The 22,342-nt window shown below is 58.9% G+C and carries 18 protein-coding genes and 1 pseudogene; 4 read left to right on the top strand and 15 right to left on the bottom strand.

The window, feature by feature from the left end; genetic code table 11:
* Positions 1–101: 101 nt before the first annotated feature.
* The 4 genes from KSW38_RS16155 to KSW38_RS16140 form a co-directional block, all read right to left on the bottom strand.
* Positions 102–1,073, bottom strand: a complete 972-nt coding sequence (locus tag KSW38_RS16155) for a hypothetical protein (protein ID WP_216925941.1) — start codon at positions 1,071–1,073, stop codon at positions 102–104.
* A 655-nt stretch (positions 1,074–1,728) separates the two neighbouring features.
* Positions 1,729–2,025 (bottom strand): hypothetical protein, encoded by a 297-nt coding sequence (locus KSW38_RS16150; RefSeq protein WP_216925940.1) that lies wholly within the window; start codon positions 2,023–2,025, stop codon positions 1,729–1,731.
* Positions 2,025–2,318 (bottom strand): hypothetical protein, encoded by a 294-nt coding sequence (locus KSW38_RS16145; RefSeq protein WP_216925939.1) that lies wholly within the window; start codon positions 2,316–2,318, stop codon positions 2,025–2,027. The genes KSW38_RS16150 and KSW38_RS16145 overlap by 1 nt, the downstream gene beginning before the upstream one ends.
* A gap of 1,501 nt (positions 2,319–3,819) precedes the next feature.
* Complete coding sequence (locus KSW38_RS16140) at positions 3,820–4,380, bottom strand: DUF2690 domain-containing protein (protein ID WP_216925938.1); 561 nt, start codon at positions 4,378–4,380, stop codon at positions 3,820–3,822.
* A gap of 316 nt (positions 4,381–4,696) precedes the next feature.
* Here KSW38_RS16140 and KSW38_RS16135 point away from each other — a divergent pair, with 316 nt between their 5' ends.
* Positions 4,697–5,590 carry an ATP cone domain-containing protein gene (locus KSW38_RS16135; RefSeq protein ID WP_216925937.1) on the top strand — a complete coding sequence of 298 codons (894 nt, stop codon included), beginning with the start codon at positions 4,697–4,699 and terminating at the stop codon, positions 5,588–5,590.
* A 122-nt stretch (positions 5,591–5,712) separates the two neighbouring features.
* Here the strand turns inward: KSW38_RS16135 and KSW38_RS16130 are convergent, their stop codons facing one another.
* A complete protein-coding gene (locus KSW38_RS16130) occupies positions 5,713–6,687 on the bottom strand; it encodes a DUF4365 domain-containing protein (protein ID WP_216925936.1) in 975 nt (324 codons plus the stop codon).
* Positions 6,688–6,808: 121 nt separating this feature from the next.
* The gene (locus KSW38_RS16125; protein WP_216925935.1) at positions 6,809–7,390 is read right to left on the bottom strand and encodes a hypothetical protein; all 582 of its coding nucleotides are present in this window, start codon (positions 7,388–7,390) and stop codon (positions 6,809–6,811) included.
* Between the two features lie 354 nt (positions 7,391–7,744).
* Here KSW38_RS16125 and KSW38_RS16120 point away from each other — a divergent pair, with 354 nt between their 5' ends.
* The gene (locus tag KSW38_RS16120; RefSeq protein ID WP_216925934.1) at positions 7,745–8,086 is read left to right on the top strand and encodes a YegP family protein; all 342 of its coding nucleotides are present in this window, start codon (positions 7,745–7,747) and stop codon (positions 8,084–8,086) included.
* Positions 8,087–9,065: 979 nt separating this feature from the next.
* Here KSW38_RS16120 and KSW38_RS16115 read toward each other — a convergent pair.
* The 3 genes from KSW38_RS16115 to KSW38_RS16105 all read right to left on the bottom strand — a co-directional run bounded on the left by KSW38_RS16115 (position 9,066) and on the right by KSW38_RS16105 (position 12,331).
* A complete protein-coding gene (locus tag KSW38_RS16115) occupies positions 9,066–9,959 on the bottom strand; it encodes a bifunctional methylenetetrahydrofolate dehydrogenase/methenyltetrahydrofolate cyclohydrolase (protein WP_428982403.1) in 894 nt (297 codons plus the stop codon).
* Positions 9,960–10,629: 670 nt separating this feature from the next.
* The gene (locus tag KSW38_RS16110) at positions 10,630–11,580 is read right to left on the bottom strand and encodes an alpha/beta hydrolase (protein ID WP_254186599.1); all 951 of its coding nucleotides are present in this window, start codon (positions 11,578–11,580) and stop codon (positions 10,630–10,632) included.
* A gap of 70 nt (positions 11,581–11,650) precedes the next feature.
* A complete protein-coding gene (locus tag KSW38_RS16105) occupies positions 11,651–12,331 on the bottom strand; it encodes a TetR/AcrR family transcriptional regulator (protein ID WP_216925931.1) in 681 nt (226 codons plus the stop codon).
* A 281-nt stretch (positions 12,332–12,612) separates the two neighbouring features.
* Between KSW38_RS16105 and KSW38_RS16100 the strand changes: the two genes are divergently transcribed.
* Positions 12,613–13,968, top strand: a complete 1,356-nt coding sequence (locus KSW38_RS16100) for an aspartate aminotransferase family protein (RefSeq protein ID WP_216925930.1) — start codon at positions 12,613–12,615, stop codon at positions 13,966–13,968.
* Positions 13,969–14,165: 197 nt separating this feature from the next.
* Here the strand turns inward: KSW38_RS16100 and KSW38_RS16095 are convergent, their stop codons facing one another.
* The 5 genes and pseudogenes from KSW38_RS16095 to KSW38_RS23870 all read right to left on the bottom strand — a co-directional run.
* Positions 14,166–16,571: an FdhF/YdeP family oxidoreductase gene (locus tag KSW38_RS16095; protein WP_216925929.1), complete on the bottom strand. Its 2,406-nt coding sequence runs from the start codon at positions 16,569–16,571 to the stop codon at positions 14,166–14,168.
* Positions 16,572–16,673: 102 nt separating this feature from the next.
* Positions 16,674–17,294 (bottom strand): MBL fold metallo-hydrolase, encoded by a 621-nt coding sequence (locus KSW38_RS16090; protein ID WP_216925928.1) that lies wholly within the window; start codon positions 17,292–17,294, stop codon positions 16,674–16,676.
* Positions 17,294–18,397 carry an S-(hydroxymethyl)mycothiol dehydrogenase gene (locus KSW38_RS16085; protein WP_216925927.1) on the bottom strand — a complete coding sequence of 368 codons (1,104 nt, stop codon included), beginning with the start codon at positions 18,395–18,397 and terminating at the stop codon, positions 17,294–17,296. The genes KSW38_RS16090 and KSW38_RS16085 overlap by 1 nt, the downstream gene beginning before the upstream one ends.
* A 309-nt stretch (positions 18,398–18,706) precedes the next feature.
* A complete protein-coding gene (locus KSW38_RS23485; RefSeq protein ID WP_254186598.1) occupies positions 18,707–18,940 on the bottom strand; it encodes an IclR family transcriptional regulator domain-containing protein in 234 nt (77 codons plus the stop codon).
* A 71-nt stretch (positions 18,941–19,011) separates the two neighbouring features.
* Positions 19,012–19,296 (bottom strand): annotated as a pseudogene (locus tag KSW38_RS23870) (hypothetical protein); the annotation flags it as partial.
* Positions 19,297–19,578: 282 nt separating this feature from the next.
* Here KSW38_RS23870 and KSW38_RS16075 point away from each other — a divergent pair.
* On the top strand, positions 19,579–21,129 hold the full coding sequence (locus tag KSW38_RS16075) for a purine-cytosine permease family protein (RefSeq protein WP_216925926.1): 1,551 nt from the start codon (positions 19,579–19,581) through the stop codon (positions 21,127–21,129).
* A gap of 231 nt (positions 21,130–21,360) precedes the next feature.
* Here the strand turns inward: KSW38_RS16075 and KSW38_RS16070 are convergent, their stop codons facing one another.
* Complete coding sequence (locus KSW38_RS16070; protein WP_216925925.1) at positions 21,361–22,008, bottom strand: TetR/AcrR family transcriptional regulator; 648 nt, start codon at positions 22,006–22,008, stop codon at positions 21,361–21,363.
* Positions 22,009–22,342 lie beyond the last annotated feature (334 nt).

The following is a 22,342-nucleotide window of genomic DNA, read 5'->3' as shown; positions in this document are numbered from 1 at the left end:
TCTGTGAACTCAAGCAGGTTGCCGATCTTCTGCTCCAGCACATATGAGCGGCTGTACAGGCTCAACTTAGCGAAGGGCGGAAAAACTTGAGTAGTCTTAGCTCAATTCCGGGTCGACCCTAAACAGGCACGCTTGCCGATATGCTCCTCAAGATCGCGAAGATAGTCGGGGAGGTGCCTGACGGATACTAGCGTCTTGGGTAACCCTGAGTGCTCGGGACTCCACATCGTGGCGGGCGGTGATTCGCTTTGGATGCTGAGTGCAGCTTTCACTAGCTCAAGTGCATCGGAGTGCCGTTGCAATAGATGCAGTGCAAAGGCCTGATTCGCCAAGCGAATCTGATCGTCACCAATGCTGAACATCGCAGCCTTTGAGAGGGATGCAAGGGCCGCTGACGGGTTGAACGCCAGCTGACAGAAACCCAAATTGTTCCACACGGTGGCATCTGCTGGCCTCAACTGGCTGACGCCGACGAATATGTCTGCGGCCTTGGTTGCGTCGCCCTGGCGCAGATGATCGAGAGCTTCCGACACGAACTCGTCGGCATCGAATCCGGCCGTGTGAGTAAACGACCGTGACTCATTTAGCGCGTCGAGGCATGCTGAGGTTAAGCGGTCCTGATGGACCGTACGGAGAGATAGGACGTTGCGGGGAATGCCGTGGTCCTCTTCACGGGCCACCCATTGCCATTCGGACAGGAGACTGGAAAGACTCCATGCGTCAAGTCTGGTCGCCGTGAGCCGGGTCCATAACCATAGCCCTGCTTCGTCTACGTAGTCGTGGGCAGGGAGGCTCATGAAGACGTGTTCGTCCGGTACTTGATTTTCGATCCTGCTGAGATGGCCTTCCTGAAGCACTCGGCCGAACCACTGGCTGAGACGCGGAACAAAGGTTGGGCCAAAGATGAACGACAGCAACGGGTCTTTCATGAAACTGTCAATTACGTTGACGCTGTCATCCAGATCCCGTAGCCAACTGGGCAGATTTATTCTGGTGCCCCGGATGCGCTCGGCCCGCGTTCCCAGTGTGCCGACACTCCCTCGCCGGCTCACGCCGTCGTGCTGGGACGCCACTCGCCTCGCAAAGCTTTCCCATTCGTCTTCGACAGGTGTCGAACGTGACCTGGTTGGAGCCAGGAGACCGAGGTCACGAAGCCTTCCCGATGCGGACCTTGATGCCGCAGCCAAGGCCAGGGTCAAGTTTAGGCCTCCAGAAGCAGCCCGGGCGACAGGAAACCCTCGACTGTAGAGTTCATGCCAGATCGCAGAAGCGTCGCCTTCGCCTGGTACCTGGGAACCTTCAAGCACGGCATTAGTGCAGGCTGTACGCAGACGCAGGAGAAGCGTGCTTGCCGTCTGCGTGCTCGTAGGTCTGTGTCTGTCTGAGAGGAAATGCCGTCGTACATCGAAATCTTCAACCCCAGCAACCACTTCGCGAGGAAGGGCACGGCCAGTCATGCGCAGTCCGCCAATGTTCTCGGTGACGACCGGTCGCTGGGTAAGACCCAATTCTTCGGCAACCTGGCGACATTGCTCCCCGCACGTCGGGCCTTCCTCGGTCACCGTGTAAAACGGACAACCGGGTGTTAGGCCGGGGCGAGTGCACGAGTCGCCATAGGCAACTAATGCATTAAGCAGCAATCGTTCGCGCGAATCTGAGTCGACCATTGCCCCCCGCTCTACATGTTTGGCTCACTCAGCCTACGCGAAACTGCGGGGGACTTCGGCTTTATGGGTGGGGCGTGATTGCAAGAACAGTGATAACGCTATCGTCGGGGCCGTAGTGCCAGAAGATCCTCCACGCCGATGGAGTGTTGTTCTCTACGTACGAGTCCCAAACGGCCTCGCCATTCACGCCAGACAAGGATGTGTATTTGTGTGAATTCAGGCCAGGGTGCTTCGGATCCTGCTGGAGTCGCCCCAAAGTGCGCCGGACTTTCTTGAGCTTCTTCTCTTGGTGACCGTCGCCCTCAAGGGCCTCCAATGCACTTATGGCCTCAGGAGTAAACATGAGGCTGAACGCCATTAGTCCTCGTCCTCTTCCTCGTCAACGAACTGGGTGAAGTCGCCGAGGGACTTGGCCTGGCCGGCAGCCGATTCGAGCAAACCGCGGCTGAGGGCCTCCCGAATTTGGACGTCCTCCCAGACTAAGAGTTCGCGTTTCGGGATTGAAACTAGGGGGGTCAGCAGTATGGCGCCTTCGTCATTTACTGCGATCGCGTAGCGGTCGTCGCGTCGCACGCCAGCCTTTCCTACGGAGATGCGCGCTCGTTCATCGGCGCTGACTTCTCCAACGGGCGTGAACTTTGTGCTGTCCATTGAGTTCTCCTTGGTAACTTTCGTACAGAGTATAACGTCGGAGGGGTATCGCCCATATTCCCCGCCGGGGTAATCAATGTAACTCGCCGCCCTTCAACTGTCGAGCACTCTCGCAAAAGAGCTCCCCAGGCACGAAGCGTCGGAAGAGCCGCATCGAAAAGTGAGGTGGCGCCCTAACTGTTGTGATGACGACCGTCTTGGCAGCGACCGCCACCGCTTGCGTTGCCTCAGTCGTCTGCGCCATTGGCGTTGGCATCGCTATCAGAGCCGCCAGCGCGGCCATCGGATACACTCCGGGGGCGCCGCCGGCGCCTCGGCGGGGCGCTGGCGCTGCATCAGCGAACCCTGCAAAGCAGTCCTTGCAGACAGCGCAACAGCAAACCAAAACTCTAGGAAACCAGGCAACAGCCCGGGCTGCGGCCGCCCCCACATCAAATGCAGGTGCAGGCGCGAGCACGGCTGCAAAGGCGTGCTCGTTTGTTGGCTCTACCGCAGTTCTTATGGCCGACGGAACGAAGAAAGCCATTGAGGAGATCCAAATTGGTGACCGCGTTGTCGCCACCGACTCAGAGACGGGGGGAACAAGAAGGCAAAGCCGTCGAGCAGGTCTTCGTCCACGACGACACCGTCGAAGATCTTGTGGTTGGCACGGAAACCATCAGGACCTCTGAGGACCATCCCTCCTGGTCGGCAACCGATCACCCCTTCGAACGCGCCGACAAACTTGCTTCCGGCGAGCAGGTCCTAGATGCTGCGGGGTGCCTGGTTTTCTCTCGGAGTCCATTTCGTTGCCGGGCCGGCTGGGATGCAGGTCGGAATGGGAAGGCGTAACCTGACGCAGTATGGGGCATTGTCGTGCTTCTGGATACGGGACAAGAGTTCCCTAACTGCCATGGGCTTTGGGTGTTTTGGCTTTTCTGAGGTTGGGGCGGCTTGCCAGGTGCTGTCGAATCCGATCCGCGACGGGTATGGGGACGGGCCGGGTCCCTGGCCAACGACCCGGACTACGCCGACACATCAGCCGCCGAGAAAGACCGCGCGGACCGGGACCTCGTCCAGCAATGGAAGGTCCCGGGGATCCGGACAAGGCACGCGAAGCCGGCGTCGTCCTCACGGATGCGAAAAAAGCGCGAGGCGGCGGGGGAGTAAGCCGCCATGGCCGCGGGCGCGGCGTACGAGAAGGCCAGCCGTCTGGAAGCCGAGGCGGCACGGATGCGCGCCGCAGGAGCACCTGAACGAGGCATCGCCGCCAAACAATTCGGAGAATCCCAACAGAAATACCCGGCTGCCCAGGCAGCCGCCGGAGCCGGCAGAACCACCGGGAAGGTCAAAGCCAAGCCCCCAAGCGGGTCAGACATAGGCACAGCACCTCGGCCGCTAAGGTGCCTACACACACGGCGGTATTGAACGCCTCTTCGTTATGCGGACTTCTGGCCCGGAAGACAGCACGCATCAGCCCCAGCGTTGGTCCGCTGGGGCTGATTTTCGTAGGGTGGTTTTGCTATAGGGATCGTGTTGACTCCAAGCCGTTCATTGCGCAGTCAAACGCTGCAGCCACCATCCCGGCGTCGCCGCAGATATTGATGATCTCCGCCTTAACCTTCTTTACGGGGCTGTAGATCATCGGCGACCAAACACTTTCGCCGTCCTTGATGGGTTTGTTAGTCAGGTCGATTGACTGCGTGTAACCGGTGTCCTGGACTGCGCGCAGGCCAACGATTCCGCAGTTCATGCACCAGCCTGTCGGGTAGGCGGTCCAGCGCGCCCAGTTTGTCCCGCACTTGGGGGAGTAACGGAGTTCAACGATGCCTCCGCCGAGTCCCTGAACATGTGAGTCGAGGGTTTTAGCCCCCTCTGCGCATCCCGACGCCACCGGGTCCATCCCGCTGCAGTAGTCTCCGTAACAGGTTGGGCTGGCTTCTGCGCGCACTGATGTCGCTGCCTTCGAGGGTGTTGTAACGCTGGGCCCGCTGGCATGGCTAGGGGCTGCAAACATCGCCGAAAGTGCGAGCATCAATGTCATCGCAACAACAGAGATTGTTTTACGGACGAAGGTGTCCATGATGACTCCTGTCTGTGACGATCCGAAATGGAGCCCGTCATTGGTTATGCTCCTGAATTCACTCTGTCGGTCCTTCTGGCCGCAGTACATCCTTGAGGCATTTGGACGTCCAAAAACGTTCCCGCCTGTTATATATAGCCAGGATGCATCACACGCTGGATGATAGAGGGCTATGACGACTACAGGTAGCCAGCGGTTACGGATTTCACGTGGGATGCCGTGTGTGGTTTGCGGCGCGCCGAGTGAGGTCCCGCAGACGCGTCCGCATCTCCAGGAGTCGATCGTTCGGAGAATGCGTGTTTGCAGCAACGGCCACATGTTCCGCACCGTCGAGGTGCCCACACAACCGGCCTTGGACTACTTCGCTGTTCGCAGATCGAGCGACCATAAGCTCGCGCCGGACCCGTTCAGTCGGGCGACACTCCGCAAAGACGTGTTCGACATACTGTTTAAGCGAAAAGGACCCCTTGACGACAGCCAGATCGACGCCGTCGTGGACAACGCGATTCGGCGCATCGAACGTCGTCTTCCCAAAACCAGAACACACTTGACGGAAGAGGAATACCGGAAGCACAAGCTCCTCCTCGGCGCACTTCCCGACACCGTGATTTCCGATGCAGTGGAAGCAGAGTTGGGCGACGGCGATGGCGGCAGCTTCCGCATGGCCGAGCTTCTCTACGCCATGGCAATTCACGGACGAAACGACAACCGGCCCGGCTGGTCGGACGCCTCAGCGGTCCTTGCCTGGGTGCATGAACGGTACCCGGACATCCACGCAGAGAATCAACGCGGGCATGTGAGGGCACACCAGTGGCCAAGGCTTGCGGCCCCTAGAAGACTGGACTGGCGACCCGAAACCGTCCTAAAGCGTGATGGCCGCCGGCCTGTCTTTGCCATCAAACAGCTCCGTAAAGGAGTTCACGCCGCGCTTTGGGGAAGAGAGGACGCTGACGCAAAGGCGCTGATCGTCGCGCACCTGGTGCTCAGCGATCTTCGAGGCCAGCGCATCGTCCAGTCCACCCAGATCTCACATTCGGTGCTCATGCACCTGCGACGGGTTGACGACATCGGGTACTTGCGATGGGCAACGATTGTAAAGAACATCAGCGGTGTCGGCGAATTCGCCAACGAAGCCACTGACCTGATCTACGCACCTTCGCCGCGCCTACAGGTCACGAAGGACTGGCGGCACTGGGCCCGAGCGAAATGATGATCGGGATGAAGCGCACCACAAGGAAGTCTGAACGGTACCGCTGGGACGGCAACGGGCTCTGTCCCCACCGTAGTCTCGGCACGAACCTGCGAGCATCCCTGGCGTCTCAGTAGATCCATTCACATTTCAAAGGGGTCATCACCGGGAAGCCGCTCGAGTCTTCCTATCTGTTCGTACAGCCTGCCAATAGTAGAAAGTGATGTGAATACTCCGCGCATAAAGTCCACTCGCCCCAGAAAATGGAACGCTGCTTGTTCGAATTCATCTCCCCGGCTGGGTAGATTTTTAAGCGGTTCTTTTAGCTGCAAAATTCGATCATGCAAGATTGTGAGCGTTTCTCGGAAGCCTTCCATGGCGCCCCATTCTGAGTCCGTCTTGCGCCAGATGTCCAGCTCTGCGATTTCCCATGCGTATTGATTTGCTCGCTCGAGAAATTGTAAAGCAGCTTTGCTGAAAATCTCTGGATTCGATTCGCCAGCATCGAGGTCAACTAACGCATAACCCAGTTCTATTGAGTAGTGATGAGTGAGGTTTGCCGCACTGTAGATCTTGCTCCTCCGCGCTGTCCTGGCGAAGTATCCCCAATGGGAAGTGGGATCAAATTCCTTGTCAGATACCTTGATCTGGTTTCGAACAGGGATGTAAAGAGTCACCATCCTTTGGTCGCGCCACGCAGGGTTGCAGGGTGTCAGAATCTTTGAGATATAGTCATTGAGGCAGATATAAAAAACCTGCAAGTTGGCCCGATCAACCACAAAGAGGATAACTGGGACGCTGGCACCCATAGCCTCAACTAGTCGAAGCTCAGTTGTTTCAATGAGGAACTTTAGAACTTCAGTTTCTTTATCAGATCCCTTGTACTTGCCGAAACTAACGTTATCGGTTGTCTTCACTTGAAGATAAGAATGTTCGCCCCATGTTTGGTACTTCTGTCGCCTATCGCTCGAAGGTATGGCATGAAATACCTCGACTTCTAGATCCAGCCCGTAGTCATATTGAATAGGTCGAACCACCCATTCAGGCGGAAACGCAAAGGCTGCAAGGAGTTCACCGAAGCGGCCCTTAAGCTGATTCTCATCTTGAAATTTAGTCAATCTTCTCTACTTTGATTATTGGCAGATGCTATTGCTGCTGCTAGTTCCTGCCATCTGGGCGGATCCCACGAATGGGCTTGGGCTCGCGACATCCTCTTGACTGAGTGTCCGGGCAGGAGATTCAGTCGGTGCTATCTGTGGCCTGCTTGTCCCAGCGTTTGCGTGCTCCTTGACGGGTAATCCCGAAGGCTCTCCCGATCTTGTCCCAAGATAGGCCGTCCGCGCGGGCTGCGGCCACGGCGTCGTCGAGCTGGGTCTCGATTTTCTTGAGTTGATCGCCCAAGGTGCTGATGGTGTGAAGGTGGAGGTCGGGGGCGATATGAAGGTGCCATTGGTCGATGAATAGGGGTTCCAGGTCTTCGCGGTCGCTGACGTAGGTGGCGTCATCGCTGGAAGTGCCGCCGGCGTAGATGCGACGGCGGGTGAGGTCTTCCTCGGCTGGATCCCATACACGGGTCCACAGCTCGTCCAAGATGACGTGCTTCCGATGTGGTTCGCAACTGCACGCGACTTTCCAGCCGACCACCTGCGACGGCGGCCGCCAGGCCGCGCTGTCCGGTTCATTGTCGTTTTCCCAGATCGTGTTGCCATCGGGTGTCATCAGGCTGATCTGCATGTGCTTTCCGCCGGCCCCGTACATGCCGTCGGCGAAGACGCAGACAACGTAGCCCTCGTGGTCGCTGCCCTCGGTGAACCAGCTCATTGCGCTTCCCTTCATCGGCCCCGAATTGGTAGTGTGAACAGTATGCCCGAGCGCAACTATAGTTGACAAAACTAGACTGGTAGGCAACCGCAGTTTACATAGCGTCGGCTATCAGCCCAGCGAATCCGCGCGCTATTAACCTCTGGGCGGAACTTGAGAGCGGGGGATCACTTTCGGTTGCATGCAGGATAAAGCCTTGCGCGGGATGCGTCCCTGCGAAAGACTCGGCCAACGCATGCTGAATTTGATGGAAATTTGGATGGCGGGAAACCGCGGAAACGAAGGCAACGTTGCCTCTTCTCCGGTGGCGGCAAGGACGCAGCCTCAGGGATCCATCAGACCGAAAGGACCGCAATGGCAGGAATGTTCGAACTCTTTATGGACTCGCAGGCAGCATTCAGGTTCCGGCTCACGGCACCCGACGGGACCGTTATGGCAGTTTCCAAGCCCTTCGACACCAAGACCGACGCCATTGCCGGCATCGCCGCTGTCCGCGAGTACGCCGGCATGGGGCTGATTACCGACTGCTGCACAACATCGACAAATGCCGCAGTGCCGTCAGCCTGGAGCGATACGGGTGGCAAAGCTGAGGATTCTCCGCGTATGCCAAAGATCGACTTCCACGGACGCGCCAGGGCGGTCCGCCGGGCCGTCTCCGGGCCCCGCTGGGCCGGGGCAATCCACAACCTTTCCTGAGTCCGGGGAGGGGTCTCTGTGCCCCCTCCTAGCGCCCGCATACATAAGGCCAGCTAGCGGACGCCGAGCTCCTCGCCATGGCTTGAGATGTCGGTTTAGGGTCTGAGACGTTACTTGCGGAACGTCATGAATTTGGCTTTTGGATCCTAACCTGACGCGTACCATGATTCCCTCTGACGTCAGGTTGGGGTGTGCCACAACTGGTCGAGGCTCACTCTTGGTGCGTGTTGACCTACATGCGTTGTGCATTGAGCGCCCAGAGCTTGGAAGCTCTGGGCGCTCAGCAAGAGATCAGCGTCATCCTGCAGTGTCGGCCGGACACTCGGCTCCTGTTTCCGGAAGCCCGGGCGGTAGGTTTGGCGACGCTGCGATGCAATCAGTCCAATTGCTCACTTCGCCACTATCCACCCGACTGTTAAATGGCTTGTGTGGCGTCTCATAGCGACCGGTCGCGGACCACCACACCCGCTTACTGGTTCTAATTGTGCGGTTGCTGAGTACAGGGAATGAGTCAGTTGTGCTTTGTACTGCTTCTTACGGGAGGGTGGGTGGTGCCGTTTTTTCAACGAAGTTCCGCAGAGCGTTGCGGACGGCGAAGTACGCCGGCTTGGGATTGTAAGTTTTCGTTGAAGATGCAGGGCTTTGCTCCCGGGAGCCACGTGTAGAGGTGCTTGTCCGTGAAGCCCCAGACACTGATTTCGGCTTTGGCATCCATTCGTGCGTCGGCCAGCATATTGCCCGTTTCGAGGGAGCAACCATTCTGGGTGCCCTGGTAAAGAGGATCACCTCCATTGAAATCATGGGGCCGACGAAGGGGCCGACGAAAAGGCACCTTAACGACACGCTGCGGGCGTGGGAATCTCTACCCATCCGGGTCAAGCTCGCTTAGTAATGCGCCCAAGTGTGATGTATGCCTGGTGCACTGTAAAGTCGGCTTTCCCTGACTGGCTGTTTGAACGTGCTTCCCCGGGTCACTGACCTACTCCTCGGCAGCTGACTTGCGCTCCGCGGTCTCAACGACGTTAACCAGGAGCATTGCCCGCGTCATAGGCCCCACACCTCCGGGGTTGGGTGAAATCCAACTAGCTACAGTCGCCGCTTCAGGGGCGACGTCCCCCCTAAGAGTAGCCTTGCCGGTTACTTCGTCAACGGTGCGTGAGACTCCTACGTCTAAGACGATGGCCTGTGGTTTCAGCTGGCTCGCCTGAACTATCCCTGGCACACCAACAGCGGCCACTACAACGTCAGCCCTTCCTATCAGCTTTGGAAGGTCGGTTGAACCGGTGTGGGCCAGGGTAACGGTTGCATTGATGGCCCGTCGCGTAAGGAGGAGGCCCAGCGGACGACCAACAGTTACGCCGCGTCCTATAACAAGGACTTCAAGGCCGTCGAGGTCGATACCGTGCCGAGTCAGAAGTTCCACAATGCCGTTGGGCGTACAAGGCAGGGGAGAGGTGAGAGCGCCCCCTACGTTCAAGACCAAGCGCCCCAGGTTTGTCGGATGGAGCCCGTCTGCGTCCTTGTCGGGAGAAATTTTTTCGAGAATGGCGTTCTGGTCTATGTGGGCGGGCAGCGGAAGCTGGACTATGTAGCCTGTTGTTTTCGGGTCCCCATTGAGCTCTTCCAATACAGCCTCTAATTCGGCCTGTGTAACCGTTGATGGAAGATCCCGGCGGATTGACTCAATTCCAACCTCCGCGCAGTCCCTGTGTTTTCCGGCAACATAGGAATGGCTTGCAGGGTCCTCGCCAACGAGGACAGTCCCCAACCCGACAGTTTTTCCTTTGGCCTTAAGGGCGGCAACGCGACGGGCCAGTTCTTCTTTGATGGCCCCGGCGGTGGCTTTTCCATCAAGGATCCGGTTGGGGCCAATGGGAGGGGTCGTTGTCTCAAGTATGTTTTCTGTCACGGGAAAGCCTTTCAATCTGGTGGTCAGGCGACCGCTCAAGCAGGACAGGTTTCCCGCCTGAGCGACCATTCAAATCGAACCCTCGGTCCGGACGAGGCTGTTAATCACGGAGTTCCTCGCCCTTCGGGTTGGTGAGATTGGCCTCGGTCTAAGTGGCGATAAAACGGGGGATGGGGGAGCGGTCGTAACTGCTATTGTCATCCGCCCCTACGGCTCCACCTTGCGATAGAGGTTTCATCGGGGGACGAATTAGCTGCTTCGGGTTTGTCCGATGCGATCTAGACAGTTCGTGTTCCAGCTCGGCGGGGGTCGCCCCCCATAAAACCCAGTAAGCCGAGCTACACAAGGTCAGGAGACGTCGCCGTCGTCCAGCTCACATGGATTCCGCAGATCGCGGGAATCATTTCGCATTTTCGATAATACGAGGCTCAGTGCCGGGTAATACTGGACGCCACTAAGGCGTCTCCGGGCAATAGTGCCCAGTCTTTGGGGTATCCCACTCAGTTACTGCGCGTCTTGCGAGAACATCTAGCCGCTTCATTTCTCCTCCATTAATTACTTGCTGTGAATATCCTGTGTGAGGCACATCAGCTTGTCGATGACGCTGGGGAGGGTGCCCAGTTTGAGTGCTGCTTTAGGGGGTGCCCAGTACCGTGTCTTCGTCACTCCAATGCTTTTTTGGAGCTTTTTCAAGATGCCGGCCGAACCACTCCGCAGCGGCCTTACTGGTCTCTTCAAAATGCTCGGTGTACACCGAGTAGTGTCCCCCTGGGACCAGGAGAAGGCGTTTCGGGTGGTAGGCGCGCTGATACGCGTTCTGCTGCAAGCCTGTGGGCGTTGTAGTGTCCGCATCGGCAATGATCATGAGCAGGGGAGTGGGAGCAATCCGCTCAATATACGCTCCGGGCTCATATGTCCTCGCAAGCTCGAGAGAACGGACTGAAACTTCGTTTCGCCAGTTCGGGCAGATCTTGCCCTGGGCTGACATGTAATCGTATGACTCCTCGCCAGGGTAAGCGACCTTTTCAGACGGATCGGCACTGATCATGGTGATTGTCTGCCCTTTGGCCCCAGCGAAACGGGCCTCCCTGTCCCGGGTGAACCATTCTCGCTGCGCTGCAAGATCTCCGACGGACACTCTCTGCTGTGCGGCCTGCCAGCCACTGATGGTTGGAACCTGGGCCACAACACATCGGACTCGTCGGTCAATGGCAGCAGTGACCAGAGCATGCCCTCCGCTGTAGCTGCTGCCCCAAACACCTATGCGTTCACCTTCAACTTCCGGGCGTGTCCGTACGTAGCTGATAGCCGCCCTGTAGTCCTCAATCTGGCGGTAAGGGTCGATATCCTGCCTTGGCTCGCCCTCGCTGGCCCCCAAATGCCTGAAATCGAAGGTGAGCGCGGCCAAGCCTGCCCCCACTATGGCTCCGGCATAGTCCTCAAGGTCACCCCCCGAGACCATCCCCCACCCGTGTGCCATTACCACCACCGGGAAGGGATCACTGCCAGTGGGGGGAGTATAAAACGTTCCCCGCACCAGGGATCCGTCGACATTAAATTCGACTTGTTCACTGTTGACCGCCATCAGCTGCCTCTCTTATTGAATAAACGATTGTTTATACAATACAGCGTTGGCCCATTGGTGACTAGGGGTTTCAGGGTCGGATGATGCTCGATACGAGTCGCATGTATTGATCCAGGACGGCCTTGCGGTCCATGCCCTCAGTCTCGGGTCGAGGCTCGGCGCTCAATGAATCGCACACAACAAGAACGGCCCTTGTCTTAACCTTTAGCCGCAGTCCGCCTGGGCCGGCGTCCAGACGAATAACTTCCTGATAGATACGATCAAAGTAGGCGGCCTTGGCGCGTCGGATAACCTGCACCGTCGCCGGGTCGGCAGCTTGCAGGACCATCTCGTTCAGCAGCAGCATGTCGCTGGCAGACGCGATCTCTGAATTTTCCATCTGGAACAGCATGTGCCTACGGCAAAGACCATCAAACCGCACCCCAGCACCTTCCCCGTCTTGGGGAATCACAACATCGATAAGGAATTTCCGGTAGGTTCTGGCCAACGCCGCCGAGAGGATTGCCTCTTTGGAATCGAAGTGGGCATAGACGGCACCGGGGGTAATTCCAACCGCGGAGGCAAGACTTCTAATGGTTGTTGCACGAAAGCCCTCGGTAGCAAAAGCGGGCATCGCGGCCGCGAGGAGACGCTCCCTGGTGTCCCCTCGTTCACCGCTTGAGCCGGCGCTGGCGCGGTCCAGTGCCGCTATTATCTCGCTGAGCTCTGGGTCATTAGAGGCCTCTTGTTGTGACGTGAGGGGGAGGGTCAACGGTCCGTCCTTTGGTTGAAAGATCTGAGTGAGCGTTTCTAGGCATCGTATCTGAGATGCGTACTGCCTCGGTTGGCGCTGTGACTTGGACCCCTGCTTGGGTGTGCATCACACCAATTGACGAGATAACTAAACTAATGTTCAATTAGCTAGAGATGGCAGCCCGCGTGCATCGGGCAGGCAGAACAACCTGAGCCGCTTGCCTCCCTTCCATCCTCAGAGCACGTCTTGGTGCCGCCTGAGCGTTCATTTTCGTTGACATCACTTACCAGGAGAACCCTATGACTACGGCCCTGTTGGAGGATCGCTACACCCTTACCGGCTCTGCCTTGGCTTTCGAGCGGGCTCAAAGAGTCATACCGGCCGGCCTCGTGTCGCTCATACGCCGACGGGACAACCAAGTGGTGTTCTCGCGTGGAAACGGCGCCTACCTGTGGGACGTGGACGGCAACAGGTACATAGACTGCGTCATGGCGCATGGTCCGGTGCTGCTGGGGCACGCCCATTCCGCGGTTAACGCTGCTGCAGCAGCGTCCCTGGACAATGGTGTTCAGTTTGGTGGTTCATACCATCGAGAAACTGTTCTCGCCGAAGAAGTACTCCGCCAGCTGCCGTACGCGGACAAGGTGACCTTCATGAGCACTGGAACGGAGGCTGTCCAACTCGCCGTTCGAGTTGCACGGACGACGACAGGACGAAACCTTGTTGTCAAGTTCGAAGGCCACTACCACGGATGGATTGATCCGCTCTATGTCAATATTCCCGGTTACGATCCTCAGCCGCCGGCATCTGGAGCGGACACCGATGGTGAGAGCACCGCTGTAAGACCAGCAGTCGAAGGGGCCGCAGTGCCGGACGGTGTCGTCATTACGCGCTGGAACGACCTTGAAACGTTCACTCGGCTTATGGACCGCATCGGCGACCAGGTAGCTTGCGTCATTATGGAGCCTTTGCTGACAGGCTTTGGCACCTTCGCCCCTGGTGAAGGCTACCTGCAGGGTCTCAAAGAGGTATGCCACCGCCACGGCGCCTTGGTGATCTTTGATGAGATCGTTAGTGGTTTTCGTGTCTCCCCGTCCGGGGCCAGCGGTTTGCTGGGCGTAACCCCGGACTTAGGAACGTATGCCAAAGCCATGGCTAATGGTTTCCCGATCAGTATGGTGGCGGGCACAAGCGAAGCCATGCGCAGTATTGAAGACGGGAGGGTTCCTGCGGCCGGGACATACAGCGGCACTCCTTCATCCTTGGAGGCGTCCATTGCCTCTCTGAAGGTCATCGGCAGTGAGGGCGCCGACTTCTACAAGTACCTAGACCGTCTTGGCTCTCAGCTCAAGGCCGGTCTTGAGCGAGAGGGCGAGAATCTCTCGGTACCCATTTTGGTCAACCAAGTTGGGTCACTCGTGCAGATTTTCTGCGGGAAGGACTTGGACACACAATCGGTGGACGGTGCCTACTCCTCAGACAGGAACTTTGTGACGCAGGTTTGCGAAGCGATGATTCCGCGGGGTGTCTACATGACTCGTAAGGGCCTCATATTCCTGAGCCGGGCTCACACTGCTGATGACGTTGACAGAATCGTCGAGGTATTCGCGGCAGCCTTGGCCGATGTCTTATCCAACCAAGGCTCTCGCGTCTGACCCCTTTCCGTGAAGCGGCCTTCGGTGTTGGCGGTTCCAGGTTCGCTACAAGACATGGTGGCTAGGTAGGTAGTGGTAAACACGTAAGCGCTCGGCTGGGATTTCCAGCCGAGCATTTGCGTGGGCGACCGTGGTTCAGGGTTAGGCGTGCGAGGTTTTCGGCCCGTAACCGGGGACGCCCAATGCCGCCATGACAGTTACCCGCCCGCTTTCGAATGCGGAGACAATCGCCCTTGCGATGTAAGGTTGCTAGCAGCCGCCGCCGGCCCGAGGTCTCCGGCAGCCTCTCCCTCGGCGCCTTCCGCGAGGTGCGGCTCAAACCGGACGAACATCGCCTTGAATCCGGGGGTATTGGACACGCGGGCCACATTCTCCTTGTGGACCAGGGCGTTGGCCTCGGGGAAGTACGCGGCGGCGCAGCCCTTCGCGGTGGGGTAGGCCACCAGCCGAAACTTGTCCGCGCGGCGGTCAACACCTTGGAACGTGCTCACCACGTCCACGAGCTCCCGGTCCTGGAAACCGGATTCAGCCAAGTCCTCCGGGTGGATCAGGATGACGCGGCGGCCGTCGGAGATGCCTCGGTACCGGTCGTCCAGTCCGTAGAACGTGGTGTTGTACTGGTCGTGGCTGCGGATGGTCTGCAGCACCAGGTGGCCAGGCGGCGGCGTCAGGTACTCCAGCGGGCTGACAGTGAAGCGGCCGCGGCCGATGTCCGTAGCGAAGGACCGGGTGTCGCGCGGTGGGTTGGGCAGCACGAAGCCGTTCCTGGTCCGAACCCTGTCGTTGAAGTCCTCGAAGCCGGGCAGGACGCGCGCAATGTGGTCGCGGATCACGTCGTAGTCCTCCGCCATTCTCCGCCAGTCCACAGGGTGGTCCGGGCCGAATGTCGCCTCCGCCATCCGGGCCACGATGACGGGCTCAGCGAGGAGGTGCTCGGAGACCGGTGTGAGGCGTCCCTGGGTGGAGTGGACCACCGACATGGAATCTTCCACGGATAGGAACTGCGCGCCCTTGGGGTGCTTGTCGTCCTTGTCCGTGCGGCCCAGCGTGGGCAGGATCAGCGACGTGCGGCCGTGCACGATGTGCGAGCGGTTGGGCTTGGTGGAGATGTGCACGGTCAGCCCGATCCGCTGCATGCCGGCTTCCAGCGCTTCGGTGTCCGAGCAGGCGAGCGAGAAGTTTCCGCCCATCGAAACGAACACGTCCACCTCGCCGCGGTCGAAGGCTTCCATGGATTCGACCGCGTCGAAACCATGGTGCCGCGGTGATGTGATGCCGAATTCACTATCCAGCGCTGTCAGGAGCCATTCCTTGGGCTTTTCCCAGATCCCCATGGTCCGGTCGCCCTGGACGTTGGAGTGCCCGCGGACTGGGCAGGCCCCGGCGCCGGATTTGCCAAAGTTTCCCTGCAGCAGTAGGACGTTGACCATTTCCTTGATGGTGTCCACGGAGTGCGGCTGCTGGGTTACGCCCAGGGCCCAGCAGAAGATGGACGCCTTGGAGGCCACGAGCATCGCGGCCACCTTTTCGATCTGGGCCCGAGTCAAGCCGGTGCCCTTCTCGGTCTCGTCCCAGTTCAGCGAAGCACGCGCCTCCCGGTAGGCATCGAAGCCGTCCGTCTGCGCGGCAATGAAGGAATGGTCGACGACGGTCCCCGGGTTCTGCTTCTCGGCCTCCAGCAGCAGGTGGCCGAGGGCCTGGAAAAGGGCCAGGTCACCGCCCACCTTGATCTGGAGGTACTCGTCGGCCAAGGGGGTGCCGCCGCCCACGACGCCGGATAGCGTTTGCGGGTCCCGAAAGTTGAACAGCCCGGCCTCGGGCAGCGGGTTCACCGCCACCACCTTGCCGCCCTTGTCCTTACACTCCTTGAGCGCGGACAGCATGCGGGGGTGGTTGGTGCCCGGGTTCTGGCCGACGACGAAGATGAGTTCGGCGTCGTGGATGTCGTCCAAGGACACTGTGCCCTTGCCGATGCCGATGGTCGGATTCAGTGCCGAGCCGGAGGACTCGTGGCACATGTTGGAGCAGTCAGGAAGGTTGTTGGTCCCCAGGGCCCGGGCGAACAGCTGGTACATGAAAGCCGTTTCGTTGGCGGTTCGGCCCGAGGTGTAGAAGACGCAGCGGTCCGGGGTGCTCGCACGGATGTGCTCACCGATCAGCTCAAACGCACCATTCCAGGAGATAGGCGAATAGTGCGCCTCGCCTTCCCGGATCACCACGGGTTCGCTGAGCCGGCCCTGGTTCCCCAGCCAGTACTCGGTCTTCCCGGACAGCTCAGCGATGGAGTGCTTAGCCCAGAATTCTGCCCCCACGGTCCGGAGGGTGTTTTCCTCGGCCACGGCTTTGGCGCCGTTCTCGCAGAACTCGGCAGCTTTGCGCTTCTTGTCCGATTCCGGCCAGGCACAGCCCGGGCAGTCGAAGCCGCCGCGCTGGTTCAGCCGCAGCAGGGACTGCGCAGTCCGGGTCACACCGGCCTGGGCGACGGCACGCTCCAATGCCACCATGACGGCCTTGACGCCGGCCGCCTCGGTCTTGGGCTTGTGGACCTCGAGCTGGTCCTCATTGATGTCCGCCACCGGAGCGGGCTGCTTGCCGAACTTCATCGTTCCAACTTCCTTACTGGCCTGAGTGTTTCGGTCTGCAGTAAAGGGCGCGCCAGAGGTTCTTGGCGCGCCCTTAACTCAGACGCTGATGGGTGGGGCCGGCTACTGCGGGACCTTAGCCAACGTTTCCTGTTCGGCCCCGATGGTGGTGTTGTCCCCATGCCCGGTGCGCACCACCGTGTGGGCAGGCAGGGTCAGCAGCCGTTCCCGGATGGATGCCAGGATGGTGGGGTAATCGCTGTAGGACCGCCCGGTTGCTCCCGGACCACCGTTAAACAGGGTGTCTCCGGTGAAGACAGTGTCCTGTTCCTCCAGCAGGAAGCACGTGGACCCCGGCGAGTGGCCCGGTGTGTGGATGGCCCGCAATTCAGCTCCCGCCACGGTGAAAACGTCGCCGTCGCTGAGGTATTTGTCCGGCGTGGTGTCCGGATAGACCTGCTCCCACAACACCAGGTCCTCGGGATGCAGGTAGATGGGCGCTTGAACCGCGTCAGCAACCTCCCGCACGGCCCCAATATGGTCGTTGTGGGCGTGAGTCAGCAGGATGGCCAGGACTTTGCGGCCCTGCACCTGCTCGATGATGGCCTGGGCATCGTGCGGGGCATCGATGATGACGCATTCCTGCTCATCCCCAACAATCCAGACGTTGTTGTCCACGTCCCAGGTGCCGCCGTCGAGCGAAAACGTTCCGGAGGTAACCCGGTTCTCTACGGTGACGGCCATCAGAGCGCCACCGCCGGTTCGATTTCCACTACGGAGCGAAGGACTTTGCCCTCCTGCATCCGGGCGAAGGCTTCCTCCACCTGGTCGATCGTGATGCGTTCCGTCACGAAGGCGTCCAGGTTCAGGTTGCCTTGCTTGTAGTGCTCCACCAGCATCGGGAAGTCGCGCGAAGGCAGGCAATCGCCGTACCAGGAGGACTTCAACGAACCGCCGCGGCCGAAGACATCCAGCAGCGGCAACTCCAGCGTGGCGGTGGGCGAAGGAACACCAACCAGGACAACGCGGCCTGCGAGGTCGCGGGCATAGAAAGCCTGCTTGTACGTCTCGGGACGTCCGACGGCGTCAATCACCACGTCTGCGCCGTTGCCTCCCGTCAGGGCCCGGATAGCTTCTACCGGATCCTCGATGCTGGAGTTCACTCCGTGGGTGGCTCCCAGGGACTTGGCCATGTCCACCTTGTTGGCATCGATATCCACGGCAATGATCGTGGTCGCACCGGCCAACTTGGCACCGGCGATCGCGGCAATGCCTACGCCACCGCACCCGATGACGGCCACGGACTCGCCACGCTTGACCTCACCGGTATTGATGGCCGCACCGATGCCGGCCATCACACCGCATCCCAGCAGACCCACTGCGGCAGGATCAACCGAATCATCTACCTTGGTGCATTGACCCGCAGCCACGAGGGTCTTCTCGGCGAAGGCGCCAATTCCCAGTGCAGGCGAAAGCTCAGTGCCATCCTCCAGCGTCATCTTCTGCGTGGCGTTATGGGTGTTGAAGCAGTACTGCGGCTGGCCCTTGGCACAGGCACGACATTGACCGCACACCGCACGCCAGTTCAGGATGACCCTGTCGCCGGGGGCAACGTCCGTGACATCCGGGCCCACCGCGCTGACCACGCCTGTGGCCTCGTGGCCGAGAAGGAACGGGAAATCGTCCGAGATGCCGCCCTGCTGATAGTGCAGATCCGTGTGGCACACACCGCAGGTGAGGATATCCACCAACGCCTCACCCGGCCCTGGATCCGGCACAAGGATGGTCTCCAACGACACCGGAGCGTTCTTTTCCTTAACCACGACTGCTTGAACTTTATGAACCATGATTTCGACTGTTTCCTAAGTGGGGTGGCCTCTGCCAGAGCTTGATGGGGATGTCAGGTTGCCGATGGAATTTAGTGTTCCGCCCGAGCTTGTTTATCTGGCGCGGCAGGAATCGCTGGGGCTGAACGAGGCCACAAGACGCTCATGACGAATCGGCAGACTGGACACGTTGTCCTAGTTCAGGATGCATGATTTTCGCCGTAATCGACAAACTCCAATGGGGTAGCTTCAGCTACCCGTTGGGGTAGGCGTTGGCATGACTGCGCCTTGTCTCGGAATCCCACCATCTGCTGCTGTAACTACTGGTGCCTAATATTTTTCTGAAAGGGCGGGGGCGAGCCGGAGCAGCAAACGTCCGAGCTTAGCGCGGCGCTCGGAGGAGAAACGGGCTTCGATACCCGTGATGCTTAGGGCCCACGCGGGCTGCCCCGCGGCGTCGAAAACCGCTGCTCCCATGCCGCAGCTTCCTTGGACGAGGAGCCCGGGATTGGTCGCATGTCCTGCAGCCCGTGTTTCTTCAATCCGCTTTCTGACCTCCCCCAACGAGTGGGAGTAGCCGCAACCTCCAGATCGGCATGGGAAAGATAGCGCTCCATAACTGGCTGCGGCATGAAGGACAAGATGGCAAGACCGGCCGATGCCACCCCTAGGGGCAGGCGCTTGCCCTCGTCGAGGACGAAGGACCTGATGGGGAAACTGCCGTCTTGGCGCAGTACCAAGACTGTCTCGTCGCTGCGGCGTGCGGAAAGGAAGGAGCTCTCTTCTGTCTCAACACAAAAACTTTGAATGTGTTCGCGAGGCAGCTCGGTGATGTCGTAGCGGTCAGCGGGCTCGACATAAAACAGAAGCCTGCTCGGACCGGCCTTCAATTGAAGCCTGCCTGAAGATGTAGAGGCCATTCTCATTACTGGTATCTAAAGAACAACCCTTGACCTTCACGCTTAATAAACGTTAAATAAACACGTGGAGAGCACATCCAATGCTCCGGACACTACGCGGACGGAGCATTGTGGCACACCAACTGCCGGGGCATGGAAAGTCCGACCCCCACCGTCCGGCCTGCCCAGGCGCCCGTCCTGCCGCCGCTGCGCGAAGGGCTACCGAGGAAAACCCCGGAGGCCTTGGACGTGCTTGCATTCACCTGATATCCATCTCCGTTTTACAAAGGCAGGTCGAGAATTATGAACGAATCTGAAGAAGTTAGTCTTCGACCAGATCTCCAGCTCAAACTAAGTACCGTCGACGACCCCCGTGTCGTCGAACGGCAACTTCATGAGGAATACACCAACCACTTCGTACCGACGAGCGCGCGCCTTGGGAAGTGGGGCGTCTTCAGCGGTTGGTCTTCCATTGCCAGCGCTATGGCATTTCTCTATTACGGGGCACTATCCGCCAGTCTGGTAGGCGTTCAACAGGCCATCATCGGTATCGTGCTGGTTGTCATTGCGTATTCGATACTGGGATCCAAGAGCGCACGGGAAGCCATCAGATGGGGCCTTAACTCCACGCTACTCGCACGGGAGCTTTTTGGGTACAGGGCAGCAGCATTGGCACCTCTGTTGGTGGCTTCAGCGGGCGTCTATTATGCGGTTTTTGAAAGTAGCGTGCTCGCCGTGGCGTTGCAGTCCTTCTTCCGGGTCTGGGATGTCCGCGTCTGGTATGCGATAGTCATTGCCGGCATGCTTCCATTGATGCTCGGCGGCATGCAGACATGGCTCAACAAGCTCAACGGAATCTCATTGCCCGTATACTTCTTCGGCATCCTCGCCGCGGTTATTACGGCTGGCTTCCGGTTCGGTTGGGAAGGTAACTGGTCAGGCTTCGAACCGACGCCGCTTTCCGGGATCCCCGGCTGGCTCACGGTCTTCATCCTCTACATGGGAGTGTGGATCCTGTTCCCTGATACGCAGGATGCCGCGCGCTTTGGTCAACCGGTGGATGCAAAATTCCATGAAAAGGTCAGCTTCGGCTGGATCTTTTATCTCGTTGCATACTTGTTCAATGGCCTCGCCGGCATCTTCATCGTCGCATTGGCCGCGCCGCAGGACAGTGTTACCGAATCCGGGGTAGTCCGCGGGGTAATCGCCGCCCTTGGCGTAATTGGTCTCATAGTCATAATCGTGAGCCAGGTCCGGATCAATTCGGCCAACTTCTACTTCGCCAGCGTAAACATGGAACGGTTCGTCGCCCACTTCAGCCGACGTAACCTTTCCCGCCGCACATGGGTGATTGTACTTCTAGGCCTCGTATTCGTCCTGATGTTCACCAATGTCTTTAGCTACATCGCTCTAGCACTGGCCTGGCAAGCCGTACTTGTCGTGTCCTGGGTAGGGATCATGATCGTGCACTGGCTGCTGGACAGAAACAAGGAACCGGAATTCCGGCCCGCTCGGCTTAAGGCAGTTGCTCCGGGATTCGGCGTCTGGGTAGTTTCGTCGGTCCTGGGCATCATGCTGCTACAGTTCCCTATGCAACTGCCTACACTTTCTGCGCTGGCACCGCTGATTTCCCTTGCATTCTCGATGCTTCTGTACTTGGCCATCCGTAAAGCAGGACTCACCGCGAGGAGATCCGGCGCGGCGGACGCGGTACGCACACAAGTTTCGGACCTCTGGGGTACGCGCGTTGGATGCGACGGATGCGGTCTGAACTATGTGGCCTTCGAGATGGATACGACACGCTCGGGCGACCGCGCCCTGTGCCTCGATTGCCAGGGTCACACCCGTTCCTGAACCTTGAAAAGAAATCCGCCGGCGGCCTGTTGGACCAGGCTGCCGGCTGACTTTTCCTTGGCTGGCCCAGCTGGTTTCTCCGGCGGCCGGGCCACTACAGGTCTTGTGTCCGTCGGGCACGTACACATGGAAGTGCTTTCTGCTTCAGAAGACCAGACCTTCATCATTTATGCGACAGTTCGAGGCGGATCCTCTTGGGGCGTCTCTCTGTCCGGAGGTGCAGTTCGGCAGCTATAGCGAGCCTGTTCCCGAGAACCCTTCAAAGGCAATTCCCTCCTCCACCCCGACCGACCGGAGTGCAAGTCGCACCATCTGCCCCTTAGCCTGCTCTGCCGTCAGCAGGCCACCAGGGTTGAACCACACGTGCACGTACTCACACATGGTCACGATCGCATACGCGGCGACTCCTTCATCGGGGTACTGCAGTAGTCCGCTCCTCTTTCCTTCAGCTAGCGTCGCCTTCAACTCCCGCATATATTCCCTCTGGATTGATGAGAGCTTGGACTGATGTTCTTTTCCAAGCCCCGCTAAGAGAGGCTTCATCCCTACAGAGGCCGCGTATGCCGAAGCGATGTCCGCTTGCTCGAGCTGCCACGTCACGTGGGCCGCGACTGTTTGTGCAAGGCGGGAAACCGGGTCTTTCGCATCTACCGAACTCCGTACGTAGCCCACGAAGCTAATCAGTACCTGCTCCAAGGCAGCGTAGAACAGCTCCTCCTTGGACTTGAAATGCCAGTAAATCGCCGGCGTTGTTATCCCTATTTCGGCAGCAATGGAGCCAAGCGTGGTACCTGAGTACCCACTGCGGATAAATCGGTTCGAAGCAGCCTCAAGAATTCTTTCCCGGCTCACACTCTGCGGTTTTGATGCGTTCGGCATACCTGGCTCCCAACGACAGGAATAAGAAATTGGTCAGCGGACTGCTGGCTCCCGTCCTCTTGCGATGAAGATGGTCTTCAAGCTCCGAGGCCTGACAACCGAACGGTCGCTCGACGTGTCACACTCGCGCTGTCAGCGACTGTTCCCGGCCGCCATTGCTTGCGGCCACCCCGAAGGAGGCACGGCACCTTCACGAAAAAGCCAAGACTGCTGACCTCTTGACGACGCTCCTTAATGAATGTTAAATCAATGCTACAGGAAGACCCTTGCATGGAACAGAGTCCATTGCCGAGGGCCCCTTAGGCCAAATGCCCTAACAACCCTTAATGACGAG

This window comes from Paenarthrobacter aromaticivorans (genome assembly GCF_019038615.1).
Classification (GTDB): Bacteria; Actinomycetota; Actinomycetes; order Actinomycetales; family Micrococcaceae; genus Arthrobacter; species Arthrobacter aromaticivorans.
The sequence above is the reverse complement of the archived record's forward strand: the minus strand, read 5'-3'. Positions and strand labels throughout refer to the sequence as shown.

Excerpts from the sequence above, each read along its gene's own strand:
- KSW38_RS16135 (WP_216925937.1), top strand. The coding sequence starts at position 4,697 with ATGTTCCGCACCGTCGAGGTGCCCACACAACCGGCCTTGGACTACTTC.
- KSW38_RS16070 (WP_216925925.1), bottom strand. The coding sequence starts at position 22,008 with ATGCCGAACGCATCAAAACCGCAGAGTGTGAGCCGGGAAAGAATTCTT.
- KSW38_RS16150 (WP_216925940.1), bottom strand. The coding sequence starts at position 2,025 with ATGGCGTTCAGCCTCATGTTTACTCCTGAGGCCATAAGTGCATTGGAG.
- KSW38_RS16085 (WP_216925927.1), bottom strand. The coding sequence starts at position 18,397 with ATGGTTCATAAAGTTCAAGCAGTCGTGGTTAAGGAAAAGAACGCTCCG.
- KSW38_RS16125 (WP_216925935.1), bottom strand. The coding sequence starts at position 7,390 with ATGAGCTGGTTCACCGAGGGCAGCGACCACGAGGGCTACGTTGTCTGC.
- KSW38_RS16145 (WP_216925939.1), bottom strand. The coding sequence starts at position 2,318 with ATGGACAGCACAAAGTTCACGCCCGTTGGAGAAGTCAGCGCCGATGAA.
- KSW38_RS16090 (WP_216925928.1), bottom strand. The coding sequence starts at position 17,294 with ATGGCCGTCACCGTAGAGAACCGGGTTACCTCCGGAACGTTTTCGCTC.
- KSW38_RS16100 (WP_216925930.1), top strand. The coding sequence starts at position 12,613 with ATGACTACGGCCCTGTTGGAGGATCGCTACACCCTTACCGGCTCTGCC.
- KSW38_RS16110 (WP_254186599.1), bottom strand. The coding sequence starts at position 11,580 with ATGGCGGTCAACAGTGAACAAGTCGAATTTAATGTCGACGGATCCCTG.
- KSW38_RS16120 (WP_216925934.1), top strand. The coding sequence starts at position 7,745 with ATGGCAGGAATGTTCGAACTCTTTATGGACTCGCAGGCAGCATTCAGG.
- KSW38_RS16140 (WP_216925938.1), bottom strand. The coding sequence starts at position 4,380 with ATGGACACCTTCGTCCGTAAAACAATCTCTGTTGTTGCGATGACATTG.
- KSW38_RS16075 (WP_216925926.1), top strand. The coding sequence starts at position 19,579 with ATGAACGAATCTGAAGAAGTTAGTCTTCGACCAGATCTCCAGCTCAAA.
- KSW38_RS16095 (WP_216925929.1), bottom strand. The coding sequence starts at position 16,571 with ATGAAGTTCGGCAAGCAGCCCGCTCCGGTGGCGGACATCAATGAGGAC.